The 17,109-nt window shown below is 60.4% G+C and carries 17 protein-coding genes; 9 read left to right on the top strand and 8 right to left on the bottom strand.

Annotation, left to right across the window (positions count from 1 at the left end; translation table 11 throughout):
• Positions 1-60: 60 nt before the first annotated feature.
• Genes DW180_RS06370 through DW180_RS06380 form a run of 3 tightly spaced genes read right to left on the bottom strand, consistent with a single transcriptional unit; the run spans position 61 to position 2,041 of the window.
• Positions 61-759 (bottom strand): ABC-2 transporter permease, encoded by a 699-nt coding sequence (locus tag DW180_RS06370; protein ID WP_118238025.1) that lies wholly within the window; start codon positions 757-759, stop codon positions 61-63.
• Entirely contained in the window at positions 756-1,637 is an 882-nt protein-coding gene (locus DW180_RS06375; RefSeq protein ID WP_117758271.1) for an ABC transporter ATP-binding protein, read from the bottom strand. The genes DW180_RS06370 and DW180_RS06375 overlap by 4 nt, the downstream gene beginning before the upstream one ends.
• A gap of 23 nt (positions 1,638-1,660) precedes the next feature.
• Positions 1,661-2,041 carry a GntR family transcriptional regulator gene (locus DW180_RS06380; protein ID WP_117758270.1) on the bottom strand — a complete coding sequence of 127 codons (381 nt, stop codon included), beginning with the start codon at positions 2,039-2,041 and terminating at the stop codon, positions 1,661-1,663.
• A 559-nt stretch (positions 2,042-2,600) separates the two neighbouring features.
• Here DW180_RS06380 and DW180_RS06385 point away from each other — a divergent pair.
• The 3 genes from DW180_RS06385 (at position 2,601) to DW180_RS06395 (ending at position 5,783) form a co-directional block, all read left to right on the top strand.
• Positions 2,601-4,214, top strand: a complete 1,614-nt coding sequence (locus DW180_RS06385) for a peptide chain release factor 3 (protein WP_117758269.1) — start codon at positions 2,601-2,603, stop codon at positions 4,212-4,214.
• A 156-nt stretch (positions 4,215-4,370) separates the two neighbouring features.
• Positions 4,371-5,093: a VUT family protein gene (locus DW180_RS06390; RefSeq protein WP_231501599.1), complete on the top strand. Its 723-nt coding sequence runs from the start codon at positions 4,371-4,373 to the stop codon at positions 5,091-5,093.
• 9 nt (positions 5,094-5,102) lie between these two features.
• Positions 5,103-5,783 carry an SDR family NAD(P)-dependent oxidoreductase gene (locus DW180_RS06395; protein ID WP_117758268.1) on the top strand — a complete coding sequence of 227 codons (681 nt, stop codon included), beginning with the start codon at positions 5,103-5,105 and terminating at the stop codon, positions 5,781-5,783.
• Positions 5,784-5,833: 50 nt separating this feature from the next.
• Here the strand turns inward: DW180_RS06395 and DW180_RS06400 are convergent, their stop codons facing one another.
• Both DW180_RS06400 and DW180_RS06405 read right to left on the bottom strand, forming a co-directional pair.
• Positions 5,834-6,559 (bottom strand): uracil-DNA glycosylase, encoded by a 726-nt coding sequence (locus tag DW180_RS06400; protein ID WP_117758267.1) that lies wholly within the window; start codon positions 6,557-6,559, stop codon positions 5,834-5,836.
• Between the two features lie 88 nt (positions 6,560-6,647).
• Positions 6,648-7,550, bottom strand: a complete 903-nt coding sequence (locus DW180_RS06405) for a DMT family transporter (protein ID WP_117758266.1) — start codon at positions 7,548-7,550, stop codon at positions 6,648-6,650.
• A gap of 158 nt (positions 7,551-7,708) precedes the next feature.
• Between DW180_RS06405 and DW180_RS06410 the strand changes: the two genes are divergently transcribed.
• Entirely contained in the window at positions 7,709-8,575 is an 867-nt protein-coding gene (locus DW180_RS06410) for a LysR family transcriptional regulator (RefSeq protein WP_117758265.1), read from the top strand.
• Between the two features lie 27 nt (positions 8,576-8,602).
• On the opposite strand, the gene DW180_RS06415 is transcribed toward DW180_RS06410, so the two are convergent.
• Positions 8,603-9,985, bottom strand: coding sequence for an MATE family efflux transporter (locus tag DW180_RS06415; RefSeq protein ID WP_118238027.1), 1,383 nt, complete (start codon positions 9,983-9,985; stop codon positions 8,603-8,605).
• Positions 9,986-10,163: 178 nt separating this feature from the next.
• Here DW180_RS06415 and DW180_RS06420 point away from each other — a divergent pair, with 178 nt between their 5' ends.
• Positions 10,164-10,979 carry a putative RNA methyltransferase gene (locus tag DW180_RS06420; RefSeq protein WP_118238029.1) on the top strand — a complete coding sequence of 272 codons (816 nt, stop codon included), beginning with the start codon at positions 10,164-10,166 and terminating at the stop codon, positions 10,977-10,979.
• A gap of 129 nt (positions 10,980-11,108) precedes the next feature.
• Here the strand turns inward: DW180_RS06420 and DW180_RS06425 are convergent, their stop codons facing one another.
• Positions 11,109-11,510: a hypothetical protein gene (locus DW180_RS06425; protein WP_118238031.1), complete on the bottom strand. Its 402-nt coding sequence runs from the start codon at positions 11,508-11,510 to the stop codon at positions 11,109-11,111.
• 435 nt (positions 11,511-11,945) lie between these two features.
• On the opposite strand from DW180_RS06425, the gene DW180_RS06430 reads away from it, so the two are divergent.
• Entirely contained in the window at positions 11,946-12,650 is a 705-nt protein-coding gene (locus tag DW180_RS06430) for a class I SAM-dependent methyltransferase (RefSeq protein WP_118238033.1), read from the top strand.
• Between the two features lie 67 nt (positions 12,651-12,717).
• On the opposite strand, the gene DW180_RS06435 is transcribed toward DW180_RS06430, so the two are convergent.
• Complete coding sequence (locus DW180_RS06435; RefSeq protein ID WP_055310006.1) at positions 12,718-13,014, bottom strand: hypothetical protein; 297 nt, start codon at positions 13,012-13,014, stop codon at positions 12,718-12,720.
• A gap of 76 nt (positions 13,015-13,090) precedes the next feature.
• Between DW180_RS06435 and DW180_RS06440 the strand changes: the two genes are divergently transcribed.
• From DW180_RS06440 to DW180_RS06450, 3 genes are all read left to right on the top strand, one after another.
• Positions 13,091-13,579, top strand: coding sequence for a GNAT family N-acetyltransferase (locus DW180_RS06440; RefSeq protein ID WP_117582849.1), 489 nt, complete (start codon positions 13,091-13,093; stop codon positions 13,577-13,579).
• A 306-nt stretch (positions 13,580-13,885) separates the two neighbouring features.
• Entirely contained in the window at positions 13,886-15,889 is a 2,004-nt protein-coding gene (locus DW180_RS06445) for a translation factor GTPase family protein (RefSeq protein WP_118238035.1), read from the top strand.
• Between the two features lie 93 nt (positions 15,890-15,982).
• Positions 15,983-17,101, top strand: coding sequence for an AAA family ATPase (locus tag DW180_RS06450; protein ID WP_118238037.1), 1,119 nt, complete (start codon positions 15,983-15,985; stop codon positions 17,099-17,101).
• Positions 17,102-17,109: the final 8 nt, after the last annotated feature.

Genomic DNA, 17,109 nt, shown 5'->3' on the forward strand with positions numbered 1-17,109 from the left:
CGCCTCCTCATAAAAGACCGCGCCAGATCTGCGGCGCATGCCCGATGATACCGCGCTTGCCTACAGGTCGCGTGCTCGATAGACCTTGGTACTGATGGCGCAACTCAGTGCAAAGAGCACGAGGGCCAGTACGGCAATTCCTGCGCACAGGCAGCCGAGGACGGCGGGATCGGGATTCGCCCCAGCAATCGACATGAGCCAGTTGCTGATGGGGTTGGAGGAGCTCAGTGTGGCCATGGCAAGGCATCCGAGCAGGGCAAACAGGCCGACGGAAAGGCGCAGCGCCTCCATGTGTCCAAATCGAAAGAATAACGGCTGCGCCAAAAACACCATCATGAGGGAGATGAGCATCGATGCGGCGGAGGCTATCGTGGTCTCAAAGACGATCTGTCCCGTCGAGGGCATGCCCATGTGATCGAAGAACGGAAAGGTGATGATGCTCAAAAGCGCGGCGGCGCAGGTCATAACGGCCGAGAAGGCAATGATGCTCAGGTAGCGTGCACAGATGATGTCTTTGCGCGAGATGGGCAGCGTCGCCCGATAACGCTCCCATCCGTTTTGATTGTCGAAGCCGGCCAGCGAGCTCATAACCATGATGGGCGACATGGCACTGACCGCGCAGGCACCGGCGCTCATACCGGAATCGCCATCCGATGCGTTGGCGAGGGTCAGTACGACGAAGATGAACAGGCCGACGCCCGCGATGCTCGGGGCGAGCGTGCGAACGATGGCGAGCTCGGACATAAAGGCGCGTTTCATTTCGAAGCCCCTTTCAGCATGAGGCGAAGATAGTCATCAATGGTTGCCCGATCGCAGGGAATCTCTGGAAAGGCCTCGAGCGTTTCGCGACGGTCGGGCACAAGCACGTCCACGCTGTAGGCGTGGTGGGCGGCGCGGGCGTCTTCGACGCAAGCCATAAGCTCGGCGGCCTGTGCCTGAGTGCAGTGAGCGATGCCAGCACGGTCAGTAATGTCCTCGCGCGGCAGGTCAAACACAATCGAGCCGTTATCGATGCAGATGACGCGGTCGGCGGTGTGATCGAGGTCGGACGTAATGTGGCTCGAGAGCAGCACGCTGCGCTGGCCGTCGGCGACAAAGGCAAGCAGCTCGTCGAGCAGTTCCTCGCGCGCCATGGGATCAAGGCCTGCGGTGGCTTCGTCCAAAACGAGCAGCTTGGCATTGTGACTGAGTGCGCAGGCAAGCTGCAACTTCATGCCCATGCCGCGGGAGAGGTCCTTGACCTTCGTCTTGGGATCGAGGCCAAATCGGTCGATGAATCCGGCGAACGTTTCGCAGCTCCACGTGGGGTACGCCGGGCCTACGAGCCTCTCGACCTGGCCCACCTTGAGCGTGGAGGGGAAGGGGCATGTGTCCAGGACAAGGCCGACGCGGGAGCGCAGGTGGCGCTGTGCCTCGTCGGGCGCGTTGGCGTCGCAGCGCTGTCCAAGCAGATGCGCCTCGCCGGCATCGAGCTTTATAAGCCCGAGCGCGGCGCGAATGGTCGTCGTCTTGCCGGCGCCATTTGCGCCCACAAAGCCAACGATCTGGCCGGGCTCCACGGCAAGTGTGACGTCTCGCAGTGAAAAACGGTCGCTCACACGGCGTGAGATGCCTTTGAGTTCTAGAAGGTTTTGCATGGTATAGCCTTTCTTGCAGATGGCTACTGCATGGTTTCGGGGGCTATCAGGTCGAGCATCTCGTGCAGCTTGTCGCGCGTAACGCCCAGGGCTTCGGCTTGGCTCGCCGCTTTCGCAAGCAGTTCTTCGATATGGCAGAGCTGGTTTTCGCGCAAGAGCTCCTGGTTGCCCTCGGCGACAAAACAGCCCTTGCCCTGCACGGTGCAGATAAACCCGAGCTGCTCCAGGTCGGCGTAGGCGCGCTTGGTGGTGATGACGCTCACGCCAAGATCGCTCGCGAGCGCGCGGATGCTGGGGAGTTTGGCTCCCGCAGTGAGTGTGCCCGAAAGGATCTGAGCTTTGACCTGTGAGGATATCTGTTCGTAGATAGGCTTATCGCTCGAATCGGATAGGATGATGTCCACAGCGGCTCCTTAGCTGTTGGGTTACACGTGTATATAACCGGTAAGCACAGTATATATACACTATGCACAGTTATGCAAGAGCTAAATGTGGAATAGCCCATCGGCGCCGCGCTTGCTCCAAAACAATCTCAATCTGTAACACCTGGGTCCGTTTTGGGTCGCCTGCTGTTACAGATCGAGATCTTATTTGCCCGCTTGCCTATTTGTCTCAGTCTGTAACAGTAAGAGTCGATTTGCGCGGCTAGATGTTACAGATTGAGACATTGGCTCCCTGCCTTCCTGTTTATCTCGATTTGTAACAGCTAGACCCAATTTGGGCGGTCAGATGTTACAAATCGAGATTGTGCCGGCGGGCCTGCCGGTTTGTCTTGATCTGTAACAGGTAGAGGCTCAAAACCCGTCTTACTGTTACAGATCGAGACAGTCCTTGAGGCGACTGCCAGGTGCACAGCGAGCTTGGCTAATGAATTTGTCCTGATAGGTGCCCTATGGCGGGATTTCGCGGCTACAATGGTGCGGTTACAACGACGTAATGCACTCAATGCAAGAAAGGATCCGCATGGCAAGCCTGTCGGATGAAATCTCGTCGCGCCGCACGTTCGCGATTATCAGCCACCCGGACGCCGGTAAGACCACGCTTACCGAGAAGCTGCTGCTCTATACCGGCAGCATCCAGACTGCCGGCTCGGTCAAGGGCAAGAGCTCGGCCAAGCATGCCGTCTCGGACTGGATGGACATCGAGAAGGAGCGCGGTATTTCCGTTACCTCCTCGGTGCTGCAGTTCACCTACAACGGCGCCTGCGTCAACATCCTCGATACCCCCGGCCACCAGGACTTCTCGGAGGATACCTACCGTACCCTTATGGCCGCCGACGCCGCAGTCATGGTCATCGACGGCGCTAAGGGCGTCGAGGCCCAGACCAAAAAGCTCTTTAAGGTCTGTACGCTGCGCCATATTCCCATCTTTACCTTTGTGAACAAGCTCGACCACGAGGCTCGCGATCCGTTTGAGCTCATGGAAGAGATCGAGAACGTCCTGGGTATCAATACGTATCCCATGAACTGGCCGATCGGCAGCGGGCGCAACTTCCGCGGCGTGTTCGATCGTCAGACCCGTCGCGTCATTGCCTTTGAGGGCGACGGCCACGCCAACGCCACCAAGAAGGTCGCCGAGGTCGAGGCCGAGCTGGGCGATCCGGCCATGGACGAGCTTATTGGCGAGGAGAACCACAAGAACCTGATGGACGACATCGAGCTGCTCGATGGCGCCGGTGACGAGCTCGACCTGGATGCCGTGGCCTGCGGCAAGCTGAGCCCGGCGTTCTTTGGCTCGGCACTCACCAACTTTGGTGTGGAGCCCTTCCTTAAAGAGTTCCTGCGTCTGGCCCCGACGCCGCGCGCCTATACCGATACACTCACCAGCGAGCCGGTCGCGCCCGCCGAGAACGACTTTAGCGGCTTCGTGTTTAAGATCCAGGCCAACATGGACAAGAACCATCGCGATCGCATTGCCTTTGTGCGCATTTGCTCGGGCAAGTTCGAGCGCGGCATGGATGCCTTCCATGTGCAGGGCAACCGCAAGCTCAAGCTGGCTACGGGCACCTCGATGATGGCCGACGATCGCGCCATCGTGGACGAGGCGTACGCCGGCGACATCGTGGGCCTGTTCGATCCCGGTATCTTTAGCATCGGCGACACCGTGTGCTCCGGCAAGCGCCACGTGCAGTATCCGCAGATCCCGACGTTTGCCCCCGAGATGTTTGCCCGCATTACGCAGGTCGACACGCTCAAGCGCAAGCAGTTTGTGAAGGGCATGGAGGAGCTTGCCCAGGAGGGCGCCATCCAGATCTTCCGCGAGCTGGGTGCCGGCATGGAGAGCGTCATCGTGGGCGTGGTCGGCGTGCTGCAGTTTGAGGTACTCGAGCGCCGCCTCAAGGCTGAGTACCGTGTCGAGGTTCGTCGCCAGCCGCTGCCCTATACGGACATTCGCTGGATCCAAAACGACTCCGACACCATCGATATCCCGGGTCTTTCGCTCACGCGCGACACGCTGCGTGTCGAGGACATGCGCGGCGGCAAGCTGCTGCTGTTCACGAGTCCGTGGAATGTTGACTGGGCGACCGACCACAACCCCGACCTTGTCCTGTCGGAGTTTGGCAACGTAACGTTTTAGTGCACCGGCGCGGTGGCCCTGCGGGGCTGCCGCACCGTTTGCTTGCCTGCCGCCGCGTGAGCGGCTATCATACCCACCGTCGCCTCAAGACCGTGGCGGCCGAGCAGTTCGGGTCCGATATCCTGCTCGTTAAACCTAAAACCAAAGGAGTACATAATGATCAAGAAGGTCATGGAGGACTACAAGGTCCTGTTGCGGAGCATTCCCGCGGCAACGGTTTCGCTGTTTTTCGTGAGCGTCATCATGATGAACCTGCTGGCCAACAAAGAGCTTATCAGCCTACCGTATCTGGCGCTCGATTGCGGCTTTGTGGTGAGCTGGGTCTCGTTTTTGTGCCAGGACATGATCTGCAAGCGTTTTGGCGCCAAGGCATCCATCAAAATCTCTATCCTCGCGCTGGCGGTCAACCTGGCCGTAAGCCTGTGCTTTTGGCTGTGCTCGCTCACGCCCGGCATGTGGGGCGCCTACTATGACACGGGCATGATCGAGGTCAACACCGCCCTTAACGCCACCATCGGCGGCACCTGGTACGTGGTGTTTGGATCTTCGCTCGCCATGCTCGTCTCTGCCGTCGTTAACTCCACGCTCAACCAGTCGCTCGGCCGTATGCTCAAAAAGAATAACTTTGCGAGCTTCGCCTTCCGCTCCTATGTGTCCACGGGTGTTGGCCAGTTTATCGACAACCTGGTCTTTGCCATTGTGGTGAGCCACACGTTCTTTGGCTGGACCTGGGTGCAGGTTCTTATGTGCTCGCTGACCGGCGCTGTTGCCGAGCTGCTGTGTGAGGTCTTCCTGAGCCCCGTGGGCTACAAGGTCGTGCGTGGCTGGGAGCGCGAGAATGTGGGCGCCGAGTACCTCGAGCGTCACGCAACCGCCTAAGGAGCAAGTATGCGGGTTTTGATCACGGGTGCCTCGGGCGGTATCGGAGCCGCGTGCGTGCAGCGTTTTTTGGACGAGGGCCACGAGGTCGTGGGCTTTGATTTGCTGCCGGCGGCAGTCGAGCACGAGCACTATCGCCATCTGATCGTCGATGTCCGCGAGCCGGACTCGTTTCCGGACGAGCTTGAACCCCAGGTGATCGTGAACGTTGCCGGCACGCAGGATTCGGCCGACGATATTGCCGCCAACCTGTGCAGCACCATCAACGTGACCGAGCGCTATGCCTTTGTGGGGGAGGGGCTTGCCGCCAAGCCGGCGCCGGCCATTACATCCGTGGTCAATGTGGGGTCGGCGAGCGGGCATACGGGATCGGAGTTTCCCGCCTATGCCGCCAGCAAGGGCGGCGTTATCGCCTACACCAAGAACCTTGCAAACCGCTTGGCGCCGCAGGCCATCGCCAACAGTGTGGACCCGGGCGGCGTCATCACGCCGCTCAACCGTTGCGTGATGGAAGACGAACACCTGTGGAACCAGATTATGGAGCTCACGCCGCTTAAGCGCTGGGCCACCGCCCAAGAGATCGCCGAGTGGATCTACTTTGTGGGCGTGACCAACCGGTTTATGACCGGGCAGAGCCTGCTGATCGATGGCGGAGAGGCCGGCCGCACCCAATTTATTTGGCCCGAATAGGAAACGCGCCCGATGGAAAGCCGTCGGGCGCGTTTTTGATGTATCGATTTTTAGCCGAGGCAAGTCCAGTTGACGGGGGTCGAGCCGTGCTGTTCGAGTAGCCGATTGGCTGCCGAGAAGGGGCGCGACCCCATAAAAGCGGGGAGTTCTGCCGTGGCACGGTTGGCCGAAAGTGGCGAGGGGTGCGTGGAGGCCAGACAGAACTTGCCGCTTGCCTTGCCCGCGCCGGTCGCGGCGAGCTTGCCCTCAACCATCTGCTGGGCAAAGCGGCCCCATGCCAAAAAGACTACCGGCTGGGGCAGCTGACAGCAGCGTTCGATAACGTAGTCGGTGAGCGCGCTCCAGCCCAGCTTGGCGTGCGAGTTCGCGGCATGCTCGCGCACGGTGAGCGTAGTGTTGAGGAGCAATACGCCCTGCTGTGCCCATGGCGTTAGATCTCCCGTGGCGGGAACGGGGCAGCCCAGGTCGGCATTGAGCTCCTTATAGATGTTGCGCAGGCTCGGCGGCAGCTTGGTTTGCGTCGCGGGGACCGAGAACGAAAGCCCCATGGCCTGGTTGGGTCCGTGATAGGGGTCTTGACCCAAGATGACAACTTTGGCTTGGTCTGCCGGCGTGTAGACGAGGGCATTGAGGATGTCGTCTTGTGCCGGGTAGATGGTTTGCTCGGCACGCAAAAGGGCGATGCGCTCGAGCAGCTGGTTCGTAGTGTCACGTACCGGCTGCGGCGCATCGCCCAACCAAGTTGCTATGTTGCGGTTGCGGGTCGCGGTGTCCATGGGGCTCCTTTATGGCAGATGCTCTGTTGGCATCTATTGTAAAGGCACACCGGAAACCTTTATGCCGCGGCTGCATAAGGAGTGGGGACTACGAGACGCGCTCGGGCGCTCCTGCCATACGGGCCTGTCCATGTTCACGGAGGCGCGGAAGCTCGACGGTTGCCACCATGACGCCGGTGAGGATGAGGGCGGCGCCAAAGAAGGCGATGGGGCTCAGGACCTCGCCGACCAGGAAGAACGAGAAGACGGCAGAGCAGACCGGTTCGAGTGAGAAAGCGAAGCCGGTGGTCTCGGCGGGCACGTGGGGCTGCACGAGCGTCTGGGTGATAAAGCCATAGGCAGAGCAGATGAGTGCGAGGGCAACGACGACTACGACCTCGCCCGGCGTGCCGGGAAGCGTGAAACCGCCAAAGACGAATGCGGCGATGCCCGAGAACAGGCCGCCAAAGCCCAGCTGCCAAACGCCCAGAGCCAGCGGGTCGACATCTTCGACAAAGCGCTTCGCCACAATGATGTGGCCGGCATAGACAAAGGCCGAGAGCAACATGATGAGCGCGCCCGGGTTCAGGCTGGTGAAGTCGGCGCCCGAGAGCAGCAGCATGCCACAGGTGACGATGGCGGTGCCGACGAGAACTTTGCGCTCGGGGGCGCGGCGCAGCAGGGCGGCGTTGGCAAACGGCACGATTACGACCGTCAGGCTCTGCAAAAAGCCGGCGGTTGAGGCGGAGGTGAGGCTGGAACCCAGGCACATACAGGTGAGCTCGGTTGCCATGATGGCGCCGATGATGGCGGAGCGAACCATCACGTCACGGTTGATACGCAGCGCGTGCTTGTGGAAGAGCAGCAGACAGGCCACAAAGGCGATGATGCAGCGCAGCGCAACGATGCTCGTGGCGTTCATGCTATCCATGCCGATCTTCATGAGGGGGTACGAAAAGCCCCATGCGACGGGAACGGAAAATGAGAGCGCGATTGCTTTTTTGCGATCCATGGGACTCCTTTTGTTACAGAACGGTTTCGCAAAAAGGATTCTGCTCCCAGATGTGGATGTAGTAAAGCGAATGTATCTTCAGTATGATTAAGAAATACTAATGTTGCTAGAAAAAGCGCTGGCAAAACGTTTTACGGCTGCATTGATGTGGAGGCACGATGGCATCGCGGTATCAGATTGTTTGTATGGTGGTCGATCGCGGCAGTCTTAAGGGTGCAGCCGATGAGCTGGGCTATACACAAAGCGCGGTGAGCCAGGCCGTCAAGGCGCTCGAGCGCGAGCTGGGCACCACGATTATCGAGCGCGGTAAGCAGGGCGTATCGCTTACGCGCGACGGCAAACAGTATCTGCCGTATCTGCGCCAGATTGTAACTGCCGAGGCCGAGCTTGAGGGCAAGCGTCAGGAGTTGCTGGGGCTTTCGTCGACTGACATTCGCATTGCGACGTTTACCAACGTGAGTCGTACCGTGCTGCCGCGCGTGATCCGCGACTTTGGGGCCCTGCACCCGGGCGTTCACTTTACGCTCAAGCAGGGCGATTACACGCGCAACGCCCAGTGGGTGCACGATGGCGTGGTTGACTTTTGCTTTACGGCACGCGGATTTACCGCGGGGCTCGAGAAGCGCGTGGTCTATCATGACGAGTTGGTAGCATTGTTGCCGGCCGCGCATCCGCTGGCGGCAAAGGAAAAGGTGACACTCGCCGACCTAGCGTCCGAGCCGTTTGTGCTGCTGGATGAGGGCGAACAGAGCCTGGTGCTCGATGCATTTGCGGCGCATGGGCTGTCACCGCACGTGACGAGCGAGGTGACCGACGACTACACCATCATGGCGATGGTGGAGGAGGGCCTAGGCGTGAGTATGCTGTATCGCCGTACCGTCGAGGGCATGCGGGCCGATATTCGCGTACGACCCATCGTGCATGCTCCTTCGCGTGACGTGGTTGCAGCCTGGCGCAGCTGGGACACCATGCCTGTCGCCACGAGGCACTTTATCGACTATATGAGCTCGCATATTGTCAATTAATGACTGGCGTGGCGTTGAGTGTGGTGATTAGCGGGCTGTCGCTTTGGCTTGCGTCAGACGGTAGGTGTGTGCCGGATGGCAGAGCAATACCGCCACGACCATAAAGAACGCCGTGGTGCCCAGGCTGATGGGGTAGACCATCATGATGTTCGCAAAGGTGCGGAAGTGCGGGAACACGCAGAATACCCAGTAGAAGCGGATGCCGCAGACACAGATCATGGTGATGAGGGCGGGCATGAGCGAGATGCCAAAGCCGCGCAGGTAGCCGGACATATTCTCGTAGAACATGCTAAAGGCGTATGCCGGGAAGATCGAGCACACACGGATATAGCCGATCGAGACGATGTTGGGGTCGCTGTTGAACAGCGCCAGGATCTCGCGCCCCAGACCGACGATGATGACGATGGTGGTGAGTGCGACGATACCGCCTTCGACCAGGCAGACCTTGAGCGTCTTGGTGCAGCGGTCGATCTGGCGAGCGCCGTGGTTTTGCCCCACAAAGGTGGTGCAGGCCTGGCTAAAGCTGTTGAGCAGGTTGTAGCACACGTACTCCAGGCTCATGGCAGCGCTGGATGCCGCCATGACCTCGGTGCCCAGGCTGTTGATGGCGGACTGGATGATGATGTTGGCGACGGCAAAGACGGCGCTTTGGATGCCGGCGGGCAGGCCGATCTTGACGATGCGCTTGAGGGCGACGGGGTCGATAGCCAGATCGCGCAGGGTGACGCGGACGACGGAATCGGTCTTGAGCAGACGGATAAAGAGCGTGACTGCGCTGACGGTATAGGCGATGGCGGTGGCGATAGCGACACCCGCGACGCCCCAGTGGAGCACGGGGACAAAGATGAGGTCCAGGCCAATGTTGAGGACGGTGGACACGGCAAGCGCCTGCAGCGGCATGCGGGTGATGCCGACGGAGCGGAAGATTGCGGCCTCAAAGTTGTAGAGCAAGATCGAGGGCATGCTGAGCAAAAAGACGCGTAGGTAGAGTGAGGCGAGTGGCATGGTCTCGGCGGGAACGTTGAGCGCGGCGAGCATGGGCTCGGCACAGATCTCGCCCAGGGCGATGACGACAAAGCCCACGAGCGCCATTAAAATCGAGGTATGGACGGCGCGTTTGACCATGTTCTGATCGTTGCGGCCGATAGCGTTGGCAATGACCACGTTGGAGCCAAGCGACATGCCGATAAACAGGTTGAGCATAAGACTGGTAAGCGGAACATTGGAGCCGACCGCCGCCATGGCGAGGGTTCCCTGGTCGCCTGAGAAGTTACCGATGATGACCGTGGCGATGAGGTTCGATAGCTGCTCCAAGATGCTCGTGGCGGCCACGGGGAAGGCGAACAGGGGAATATTGCGCCACAGTGAGCCGGTGGTCATGTCAATGTGCTTGGACGCGGTATCAGCCATACGCTCTCAATCTCTAATATGCTCTTTCGTGCTTATTTGCGCAGATGATGATACTCCTAATCGACTAGTCATTGGGGACGTTCTTGAATGACTAGTCGTTTAAGAACGTCCCCAATGACTAGGTGGGGAAGGCGTGCGACAATGGTGGGCGTTGTGTAGTCCGCGCTAAGGAGTTGCCATGTTGTTGTGTCCCGTTTGCCATGAACCGTTGGTGGACGATGAGCGCGGTGCTGCATGCGCGGGCGGGCACCGGTTTGACCGTGCGCGCGAGGGCTATCTATATCTGCTGCGCTCGTCCAAGAGCGGTGACTCCATGGGTGATCCCAAGTCGCAGGCGCGCAGCCGTCGTGACTTTCTGAACCGTGGATACTATGCGCCGTTGCGCGATGCGATGGTCGAGCTGGTGCGCGAGCGGGTGTTCGGGCGCGCTGCGTCTGCGAACGGCCCCATGACCTTGCTCGATATTTGCTGCGGCGAGGGCTACTACACCAGCGCCATGGGTGCGGTGCCGGGCGTGGATGCTTATGGCTTTGACCTGGGTAAAGAGATGGTGCGCCTGGCCGCCAAGCGCGGCGATGCGACCTACTTCGTGGCCAACATGAAGGATATCCCTGTGGCCGATGGCGCCTTCGATATGGTGACCGAGCTCTTTGCCCCCTTTAACGAGCGCGAGTTTGCCCGCGTGCTGGCACCCGAGGGCTCGCTCTACACCGTGGTGCCGGGTGCCCGTCATCTGTTTGGGCTCAAGGAGGTGCTCTACGACACGCCATATCTCAATGACGAGAAGCTGCCGCAGACGACCGAGCTCGAGTTGGTCGGAACGCAGCGGGTGTCTGCGAACATTACGCTCCAGACCCAGGCTGACATCGAGGCGGTGTTCCAGATGACGCCCTACTACTACCGCACGCGCCCTGCCGACAAAGAGCGCCTGGCAAACCTGGACACCCTTCAAACCGACATCGACTTCATCATCGCCGAGTACCGCCACAGCTAACAACCTGCCAAAAAGGGACAGGTTTATTTTGGCAGGGTTTATCTGGGCAAACGTAAAGGGCCGACCGCGTTGCTGCGCGATCGGTCCTTGTTGGTTGCTTGGATGTAGGGGGCAGTGGAAGGAGGGAGTCTACAGGCGGTCCTTGTTCTCGGCCTTAATGTCGTGTGCCTGCTGAATAAAGAACAGGTCGTACACCACGATGACAAAGGCGCCAAAGTTGATGGCGTCGCCGCCAAACGCGGGAAGCGTGAGCACGGCCTGCGCAATCGTGGCGATTGCGGCGACGATGCCGAGCTTAAACGCACCATCCACCTGCGAAGGCTTGTTGGCGCCCTTGATGCCCGCAACACCTGCGGCAAGATCGACAAGACCCTTGATGACAAGTACGGCCGCGGCGAGCATGGCATTCGATCCGTAGGTGGACTCGAGCTTGCCGGTCGCGATGCCGGCGATTCCAATGATGAGACTGGCGATGCCCAGCACAAAATAAATCAGGGCAAGGATTTTGAGTGTCTTGCGAGCGGCGCTCATAGCTGGTCCTTTCGATGCGGGCGCGGAGAATCTGTCGCACCCAGGTTGCGGCACATATCGTGAAGCACATTGTAGTTCAACGGGGCGATGCATGCGTTTGAAAGCGTTTCTTACCTGCACGGTCCAACCTTTCAAAAAGGAAAGCCGGACGTAAGCCAAATCGATGGCAGTTCAAGTGCGGCGCTGCGATGATGAGGCCATAGCAAGGAGTTGGTCTAAGGAGGAGCCATGATGTACGGAACAGGGCAGGCGCGCGAGCCGCGGTCGTTGGGAAGGCGCATGAGCGATTCCGTGATCGCTGCCGTGTGCACGGGATTGATGGCGGTGCTTTGCATTGGGATGTTGTGGGCCATGTCGCATGTGGGACAATAGCGGACGATTGGGTGCCGACACATGCGGCGCTCACGTATCCGCTTTGCTTGCTAAGGAGTGCCCATGGGCGTCGTCGATCCCTTTTCTGTTGCTCGGGCCGCGGGGCTTGAGCTGATCGGGAAGCCCGAGGGCCTCACGCTCACCGACGGTGCGATGGAGCTGCGCGCCGATTTTGTCCGCATGCTTCCACGGCTCAGGCAGGGCCGCCTGCAGCAAGAGCTGCTGGTTAAGGCTGCGCGCACAAAAGGCATCGAGCAGCCATGGGCGATTGACGCCACGGCAGGCTTTGGCGAGGATTCGCTGCTGCTGGCGGCAGCGGGCTTTACCGTCGATCTGTATGAACAGGACTGCGTGATCGCGGCGCTCCTCAAGGATGCCTTGGACCGCGCGGCGGATGATCCGGCGCTTGCGACTGCCGTGGCGCGTATGCGTTTGCATGCGGGCGAGGACAGCATTGCCGGCCTTCGCCATACGGCTGAGCTGGTCGAGCGCGGTGAGCTCGCGGCTCCCGACGTGGTGTATCTGGACCCCATGTTTCCCGAGCGCACCAAGAGCGCGGCGGTTAAAAAGAAGTTCCAGCTCTTGCACCATTTGGAGCAGCCGTGCGCCGATGAGGAGACGCTGGTCGAAGCTGCGCTTGCACCGCACCCGCGCAAGGTCGTTATCAAGCGGCCGGTGAAGGGGCCGCTGCTTGCCGGCGTTAAGCCGAGCTATCAGCTTGCGGGCAAGGCCGTCCGCTACGATGTTTTGGTGCCGCCGCGCCCGTAGTTTGCGTGCGATGGCCGGCGATGTGTCGGTGCCGCGCCGCTGCGTGAGTGTCGCGCCGATGCGGCGCCTATTTCCAAGGGTGCGACGTCAGGTGCCACCCGCCGCAGTATTCACATTTGTAGCAGGCCAAGCCACGTCGTCCACGGTTTTCGCAGTCGGCCATAACGGCCTCGGCCTCGGCGCGTGTGTCGTAGCGGTTTTTGCGCTCGCACGACTTGTAGCGCCAAGCCTCATCGCGCTCGGCGTCCAGGGCATCGCGGCGCTCGTCCTCGCGCGCAAACAGGTCGCTCATATCGCCGCCGGTGGCAGCGCCCAAAAACTCGCTTTTGGCCTTTGACCAGGCGGCTCGCTTTTTGCTTCCCATCCGCTCCTTGCCCTTTCCAAACGTTGGTATCATTGCTCAATCAAAGTGATACCAATAAACGTGAGGTCGCCGCGTGATGATCAGAAAAACCCTCGATACCGACATTCCCGCCGTCATGGCTATCTATGACGCGGCCCGCGCCTTTATGCGCGCGCATGGCAACGCCACGCAGTGGCCCGAGGGCACGCCTTCGGCCGAGCAGCTGGCTGCCGATATTGCCGCTGGTGGCAGTTACGTGTGCGAAGTCGACGGCCGCGTGGTGGCGACGTTTGCCTTTTTACCGGGTCCGGACGAGTGCTATGACGTGATTGAGGACGGTCAATGGCGCAGCGACACTCCGTATGCCGTGCTGCATCGCGTGGCATCCGACGGCACCGTGCACGGTATCGCGGCGGCGATGTTTGCCTTTGCCAAGGAATGCGCCGACCATCTGCGTATTGACACGCACGAGGACAACTTGCCCATGCAGGGCGCCATCGCCAAGGCGGGGTTCGAGCGTGTCGGTATCGTCTATGTGTCCGACGGCACGGCGCGTGTCGCGTTTGATTGGCTGCGCGAGGCGTAGGAGCCAAGGCACGTATCATCACCCAGCTCAAATAAAAAATGGCCCCGAGTGGGGCCATTTTTGGTAAAACGCGTCGTTGTGGGACTCGCATTGTTACCGCCCCAGATGAACCCGGGCAGACAAAAAGGGGAGGTGCCGGCTTTCGCAAGGCGCGAACCTACGAAAATCGCCGCGCGGCAACGCGGGGCGATGAGCTCGGTCGGGGGATAGGGCCCGCTTCGCCCACCGGCCCGTAAATTGTATCATCCAGTGTGGAGCGTGAACGCCCGTTGCCGCGTGCGATGGGCTTGCAATAAGAGGAGAGCCATGTCGAAGCAAGCGGTCGTTGGAATCTTGGCGCATGTCGATGCCGGCAAGACCACGTTGGCCGAGGCCATGCTGTTCAACGCGGGCCGCATTCGCAAGCGTGGCCGCGTGGACGATGGCGATTCGCATCTGGACACTAACACGATCGAGCGCGAGCGCGGTATCACGATTTTCTCGTCGCAGGCCGTGCTCGACCACGGCGATACCCACGTCATGCTCGTGGATGCTCCCGGCCATGTCGATTTTTCTGCCGAGGCGGAGCGCACACTGCGTGCCCTGGACTACGCGATTCTGGTGGTGGGCGCCAACGATGGCGTGCAGGGGCACACCGAAACCCTGTGGCGCCTGCTTGCACGCTATGACATCCCGACGTTCATCTTCATCAACAAGATCGATTTGGAGAATCCCAGCCGCGATGTTTTGCTGGCACAACTCGGGCAGCGTCTTTCCGAGGGCTGCCTGGATGCCAACGAGCTGCTGGCGGGCGCCGCCGTTCAGGAGGACGCTGCTGCGTTGGACGAAGCGGCGCTCGAGGAGTTTCTTGAAGCGGGTGAGCTTTCTGTCGCAACGCTGTCGCGCATGGTTGCCGAGCGCAAGCTCTTTCCCTGCTTTGCCGGCTCGGCGCTCAAGGACCAAGGCGTTGACGAGCTACTGGATGGTATATGCGCGCTGATGCGTGAGCAGGCGTGGCTCCCGGAGTTTGCCGCGCGCGTCTATCGTGTCAGCCGCGGGGATCGTGGCGAGCGCTTGGCTTGGGTTAAAGTGACCGGCGGCACGCTGCGCGCAAAACAGATGATCAGCGGGCGTTCCAGTGCCGAGGCGTGGGAACAGAAGGTCGATCAGGTACGCATCTATAACGGCGAGAAGTATGAGCTTGCCCAAGAAGTTGCTGCTGGCGGTATTTGCGCCGTGACGGGTCTTGCGCACGTTCGCCCAGGGGACGCCCTGGGCGCGGAGCCCGCGGGCGATGCGCCCGTCATCGCTCCGGTCCTCACCTATACGGTGCTGCCGGGCGAACACGACGTTCATGCGGTGTTTAAAGCGCTGAGTGAGTTGGCGGACGAAGATCCCATGCTCGGCGTAAGCTGGAATACGCATCTTGAGCAGATCCATTTGCAGTTGATGGGCGCCGTGCAACTCGAGGTCGTGCAGCGGGTGTTGGCCGATCGCTTTGGCCTTTCGGTTGCGTTTGAGCCCGGCGGCATTCTCTATAAGGAGACTATTTCGCGGCCGGTCGAGGGCGTGGGCCACTTTGAGCCGCTGCGCCACTATGCCGAGGTGCATCTGCGCCTGGAGCCGTTGCCGGCGGGTTCGGGTGTGCAGTTTGGCACCGTGACCTCGACCGACGAGCTCGATCTTAACTGGCAGCGTTTGGCACTCACCAACGCTATGGAGCGCGACCACCTGGGCGTGCTGACGGGCTCGCCCATCACCGATGTGCGCATTACGCTCACGGGCGGCCGCGCGCATGCCAAACACACCGAGGGCGGCGATTTTCGCCAGGCCACGTATCGCGCGATTCGCCAGGGTTTGATGCAGGCGCGCGAGGTCGGCGCAGACGTGTTGCTGGAGCCGTGGTACCACTTTGAGCTCGAGGTGCCGGGGGAGTGCGTGGGCCGGGCGTTGTCAGATGCCACACGCATGGGTGCCGAGTACGAGCCGCCGACGATGGCGGGAGACCGAGCGAAGCTTGTGGGTCGCGTGCCGGCATCCGAGGTGCAGGATTACGCGCTGGAGGTGGCTGCCTACACGAGCGGGCGCGGTCATCTGTACCTGGAGTTCGCCGGTTATGCGGCTTGCCATGATGCCGGGCGCGTAATCGAGACGGCGGCCTATGAACCCGAGGCCGATCTGCCCAACACGCCCGACTCGGTCTTTTGCTCTCACGGCGCCGGCTACACGGTCAAATGGTACGACGTGCCCGCCGCGGCGCACGTAAAGGTCGATCCCGCCACCTTCCGCCCCTGGCGAGCAGCAGACGCCGAGTTTTTCGGCCACTGGTGATAGAAGGGCGGCCTCTTTGTCACCTGCTGTTGGTATAACTCGGTATAAGTTGGTATAACTATAGGCAGCGTTTGCCAATCCGAGGAGGCCGATATGAATCCAAATCCCTTTAAGCCCACAGCTGGTAAGCGGCCTCCGATACTCATCGGTCGCGAGTCGGTCATCGAAGATTTTGAGGAAGGGCTCGACAACGGCGCCGGAGCGCCGGGCAGGCTCATGCTCATTACGGGAAACCGCGGCTGTGGCAAAACGGTTCTCCTGCGGGAGCTGCAACGTCTAGCCAGCGAGCGCGGATGGGCGGTTGTCTCCGATTCCGCTTCGCTTGGTTTGTGCGACCGCTTGGCCGACGCGCTTCGCTCGAATAAACCCGTTGTGACATCAATGGAGTTTGGTCCGTCGTTTGGCCGGATGTCGGTCGAGGCGGCGCGGGCAAAGGGCGAAACGTTGCGAGGGCTGGTCAACGAGCGCTTCAAGAAACTCGGCCCAAGCAAGGGTATTCTGTTTGCGATTGACGAGGCTCAATCTGCGTCTATCGAGGAACTGGCGGCTCTCGCCGTTCTCTATCAGCAGGTGCTCGGAGATCAGGATGCCACGGGCTTGCCCGATAGCGACCAGCGAGGTCTTGCGTTGGTCTTTGCCGGCTTGCCCAGCATGGTTGACGATCTGCTCGAAGAGCCGAGCGTGACGTTTTTGCGGCGCGCCCAGCAGCGTACGTTGGGGGCGATTTCTTTGCCCCAGGTGCGCGATTCATATATCCAGACGGTCGAATGTGCTGGTCTTTGCATTGATGCGGGGACGGCGGATCTTGCGGCGCACAAGAGCATGGGACATCCCTATATGGTTCAGCTGGTGGGATATTACATGTGGCGGTCTGCTGTCCGGCGTGGCTCGCAGGTCATTGAAGGGTGCGATGTCGAGGTTGGTCATGCGGATGCCGTCTCTGAGTTCTACGAAGCGGTTGACGCGCCTCTGTATTACGGGCTGCGCACCCCACAGCGCCTCTTTATCGAGGCTATGGCGGTTGACGAGGGCAAGCTGACGCGCATGGCGGATATCATTGAGCGCTGCGATCGCACCCAGAGCTGGGCGAGTAAATATCGCGCAAGCTTAATTCGCGAGCGCGTCATCGAGGCCGCCGGATACGGTCTCGTCCGGTTTAGCGTGCCTATGCTGGGCAAGTATATCCGCGACCGCGTTTTATGGCATGAGTAGGGTGATAA

The organism is Collinsella sp. AM16-21, assembly GCF_003471905.1.
Classification (GTDB): Bacteria; Actinomycetota; Coriobacteriia; order Coriobacteriales; family Coriobacteriaceae; genus Collinsella.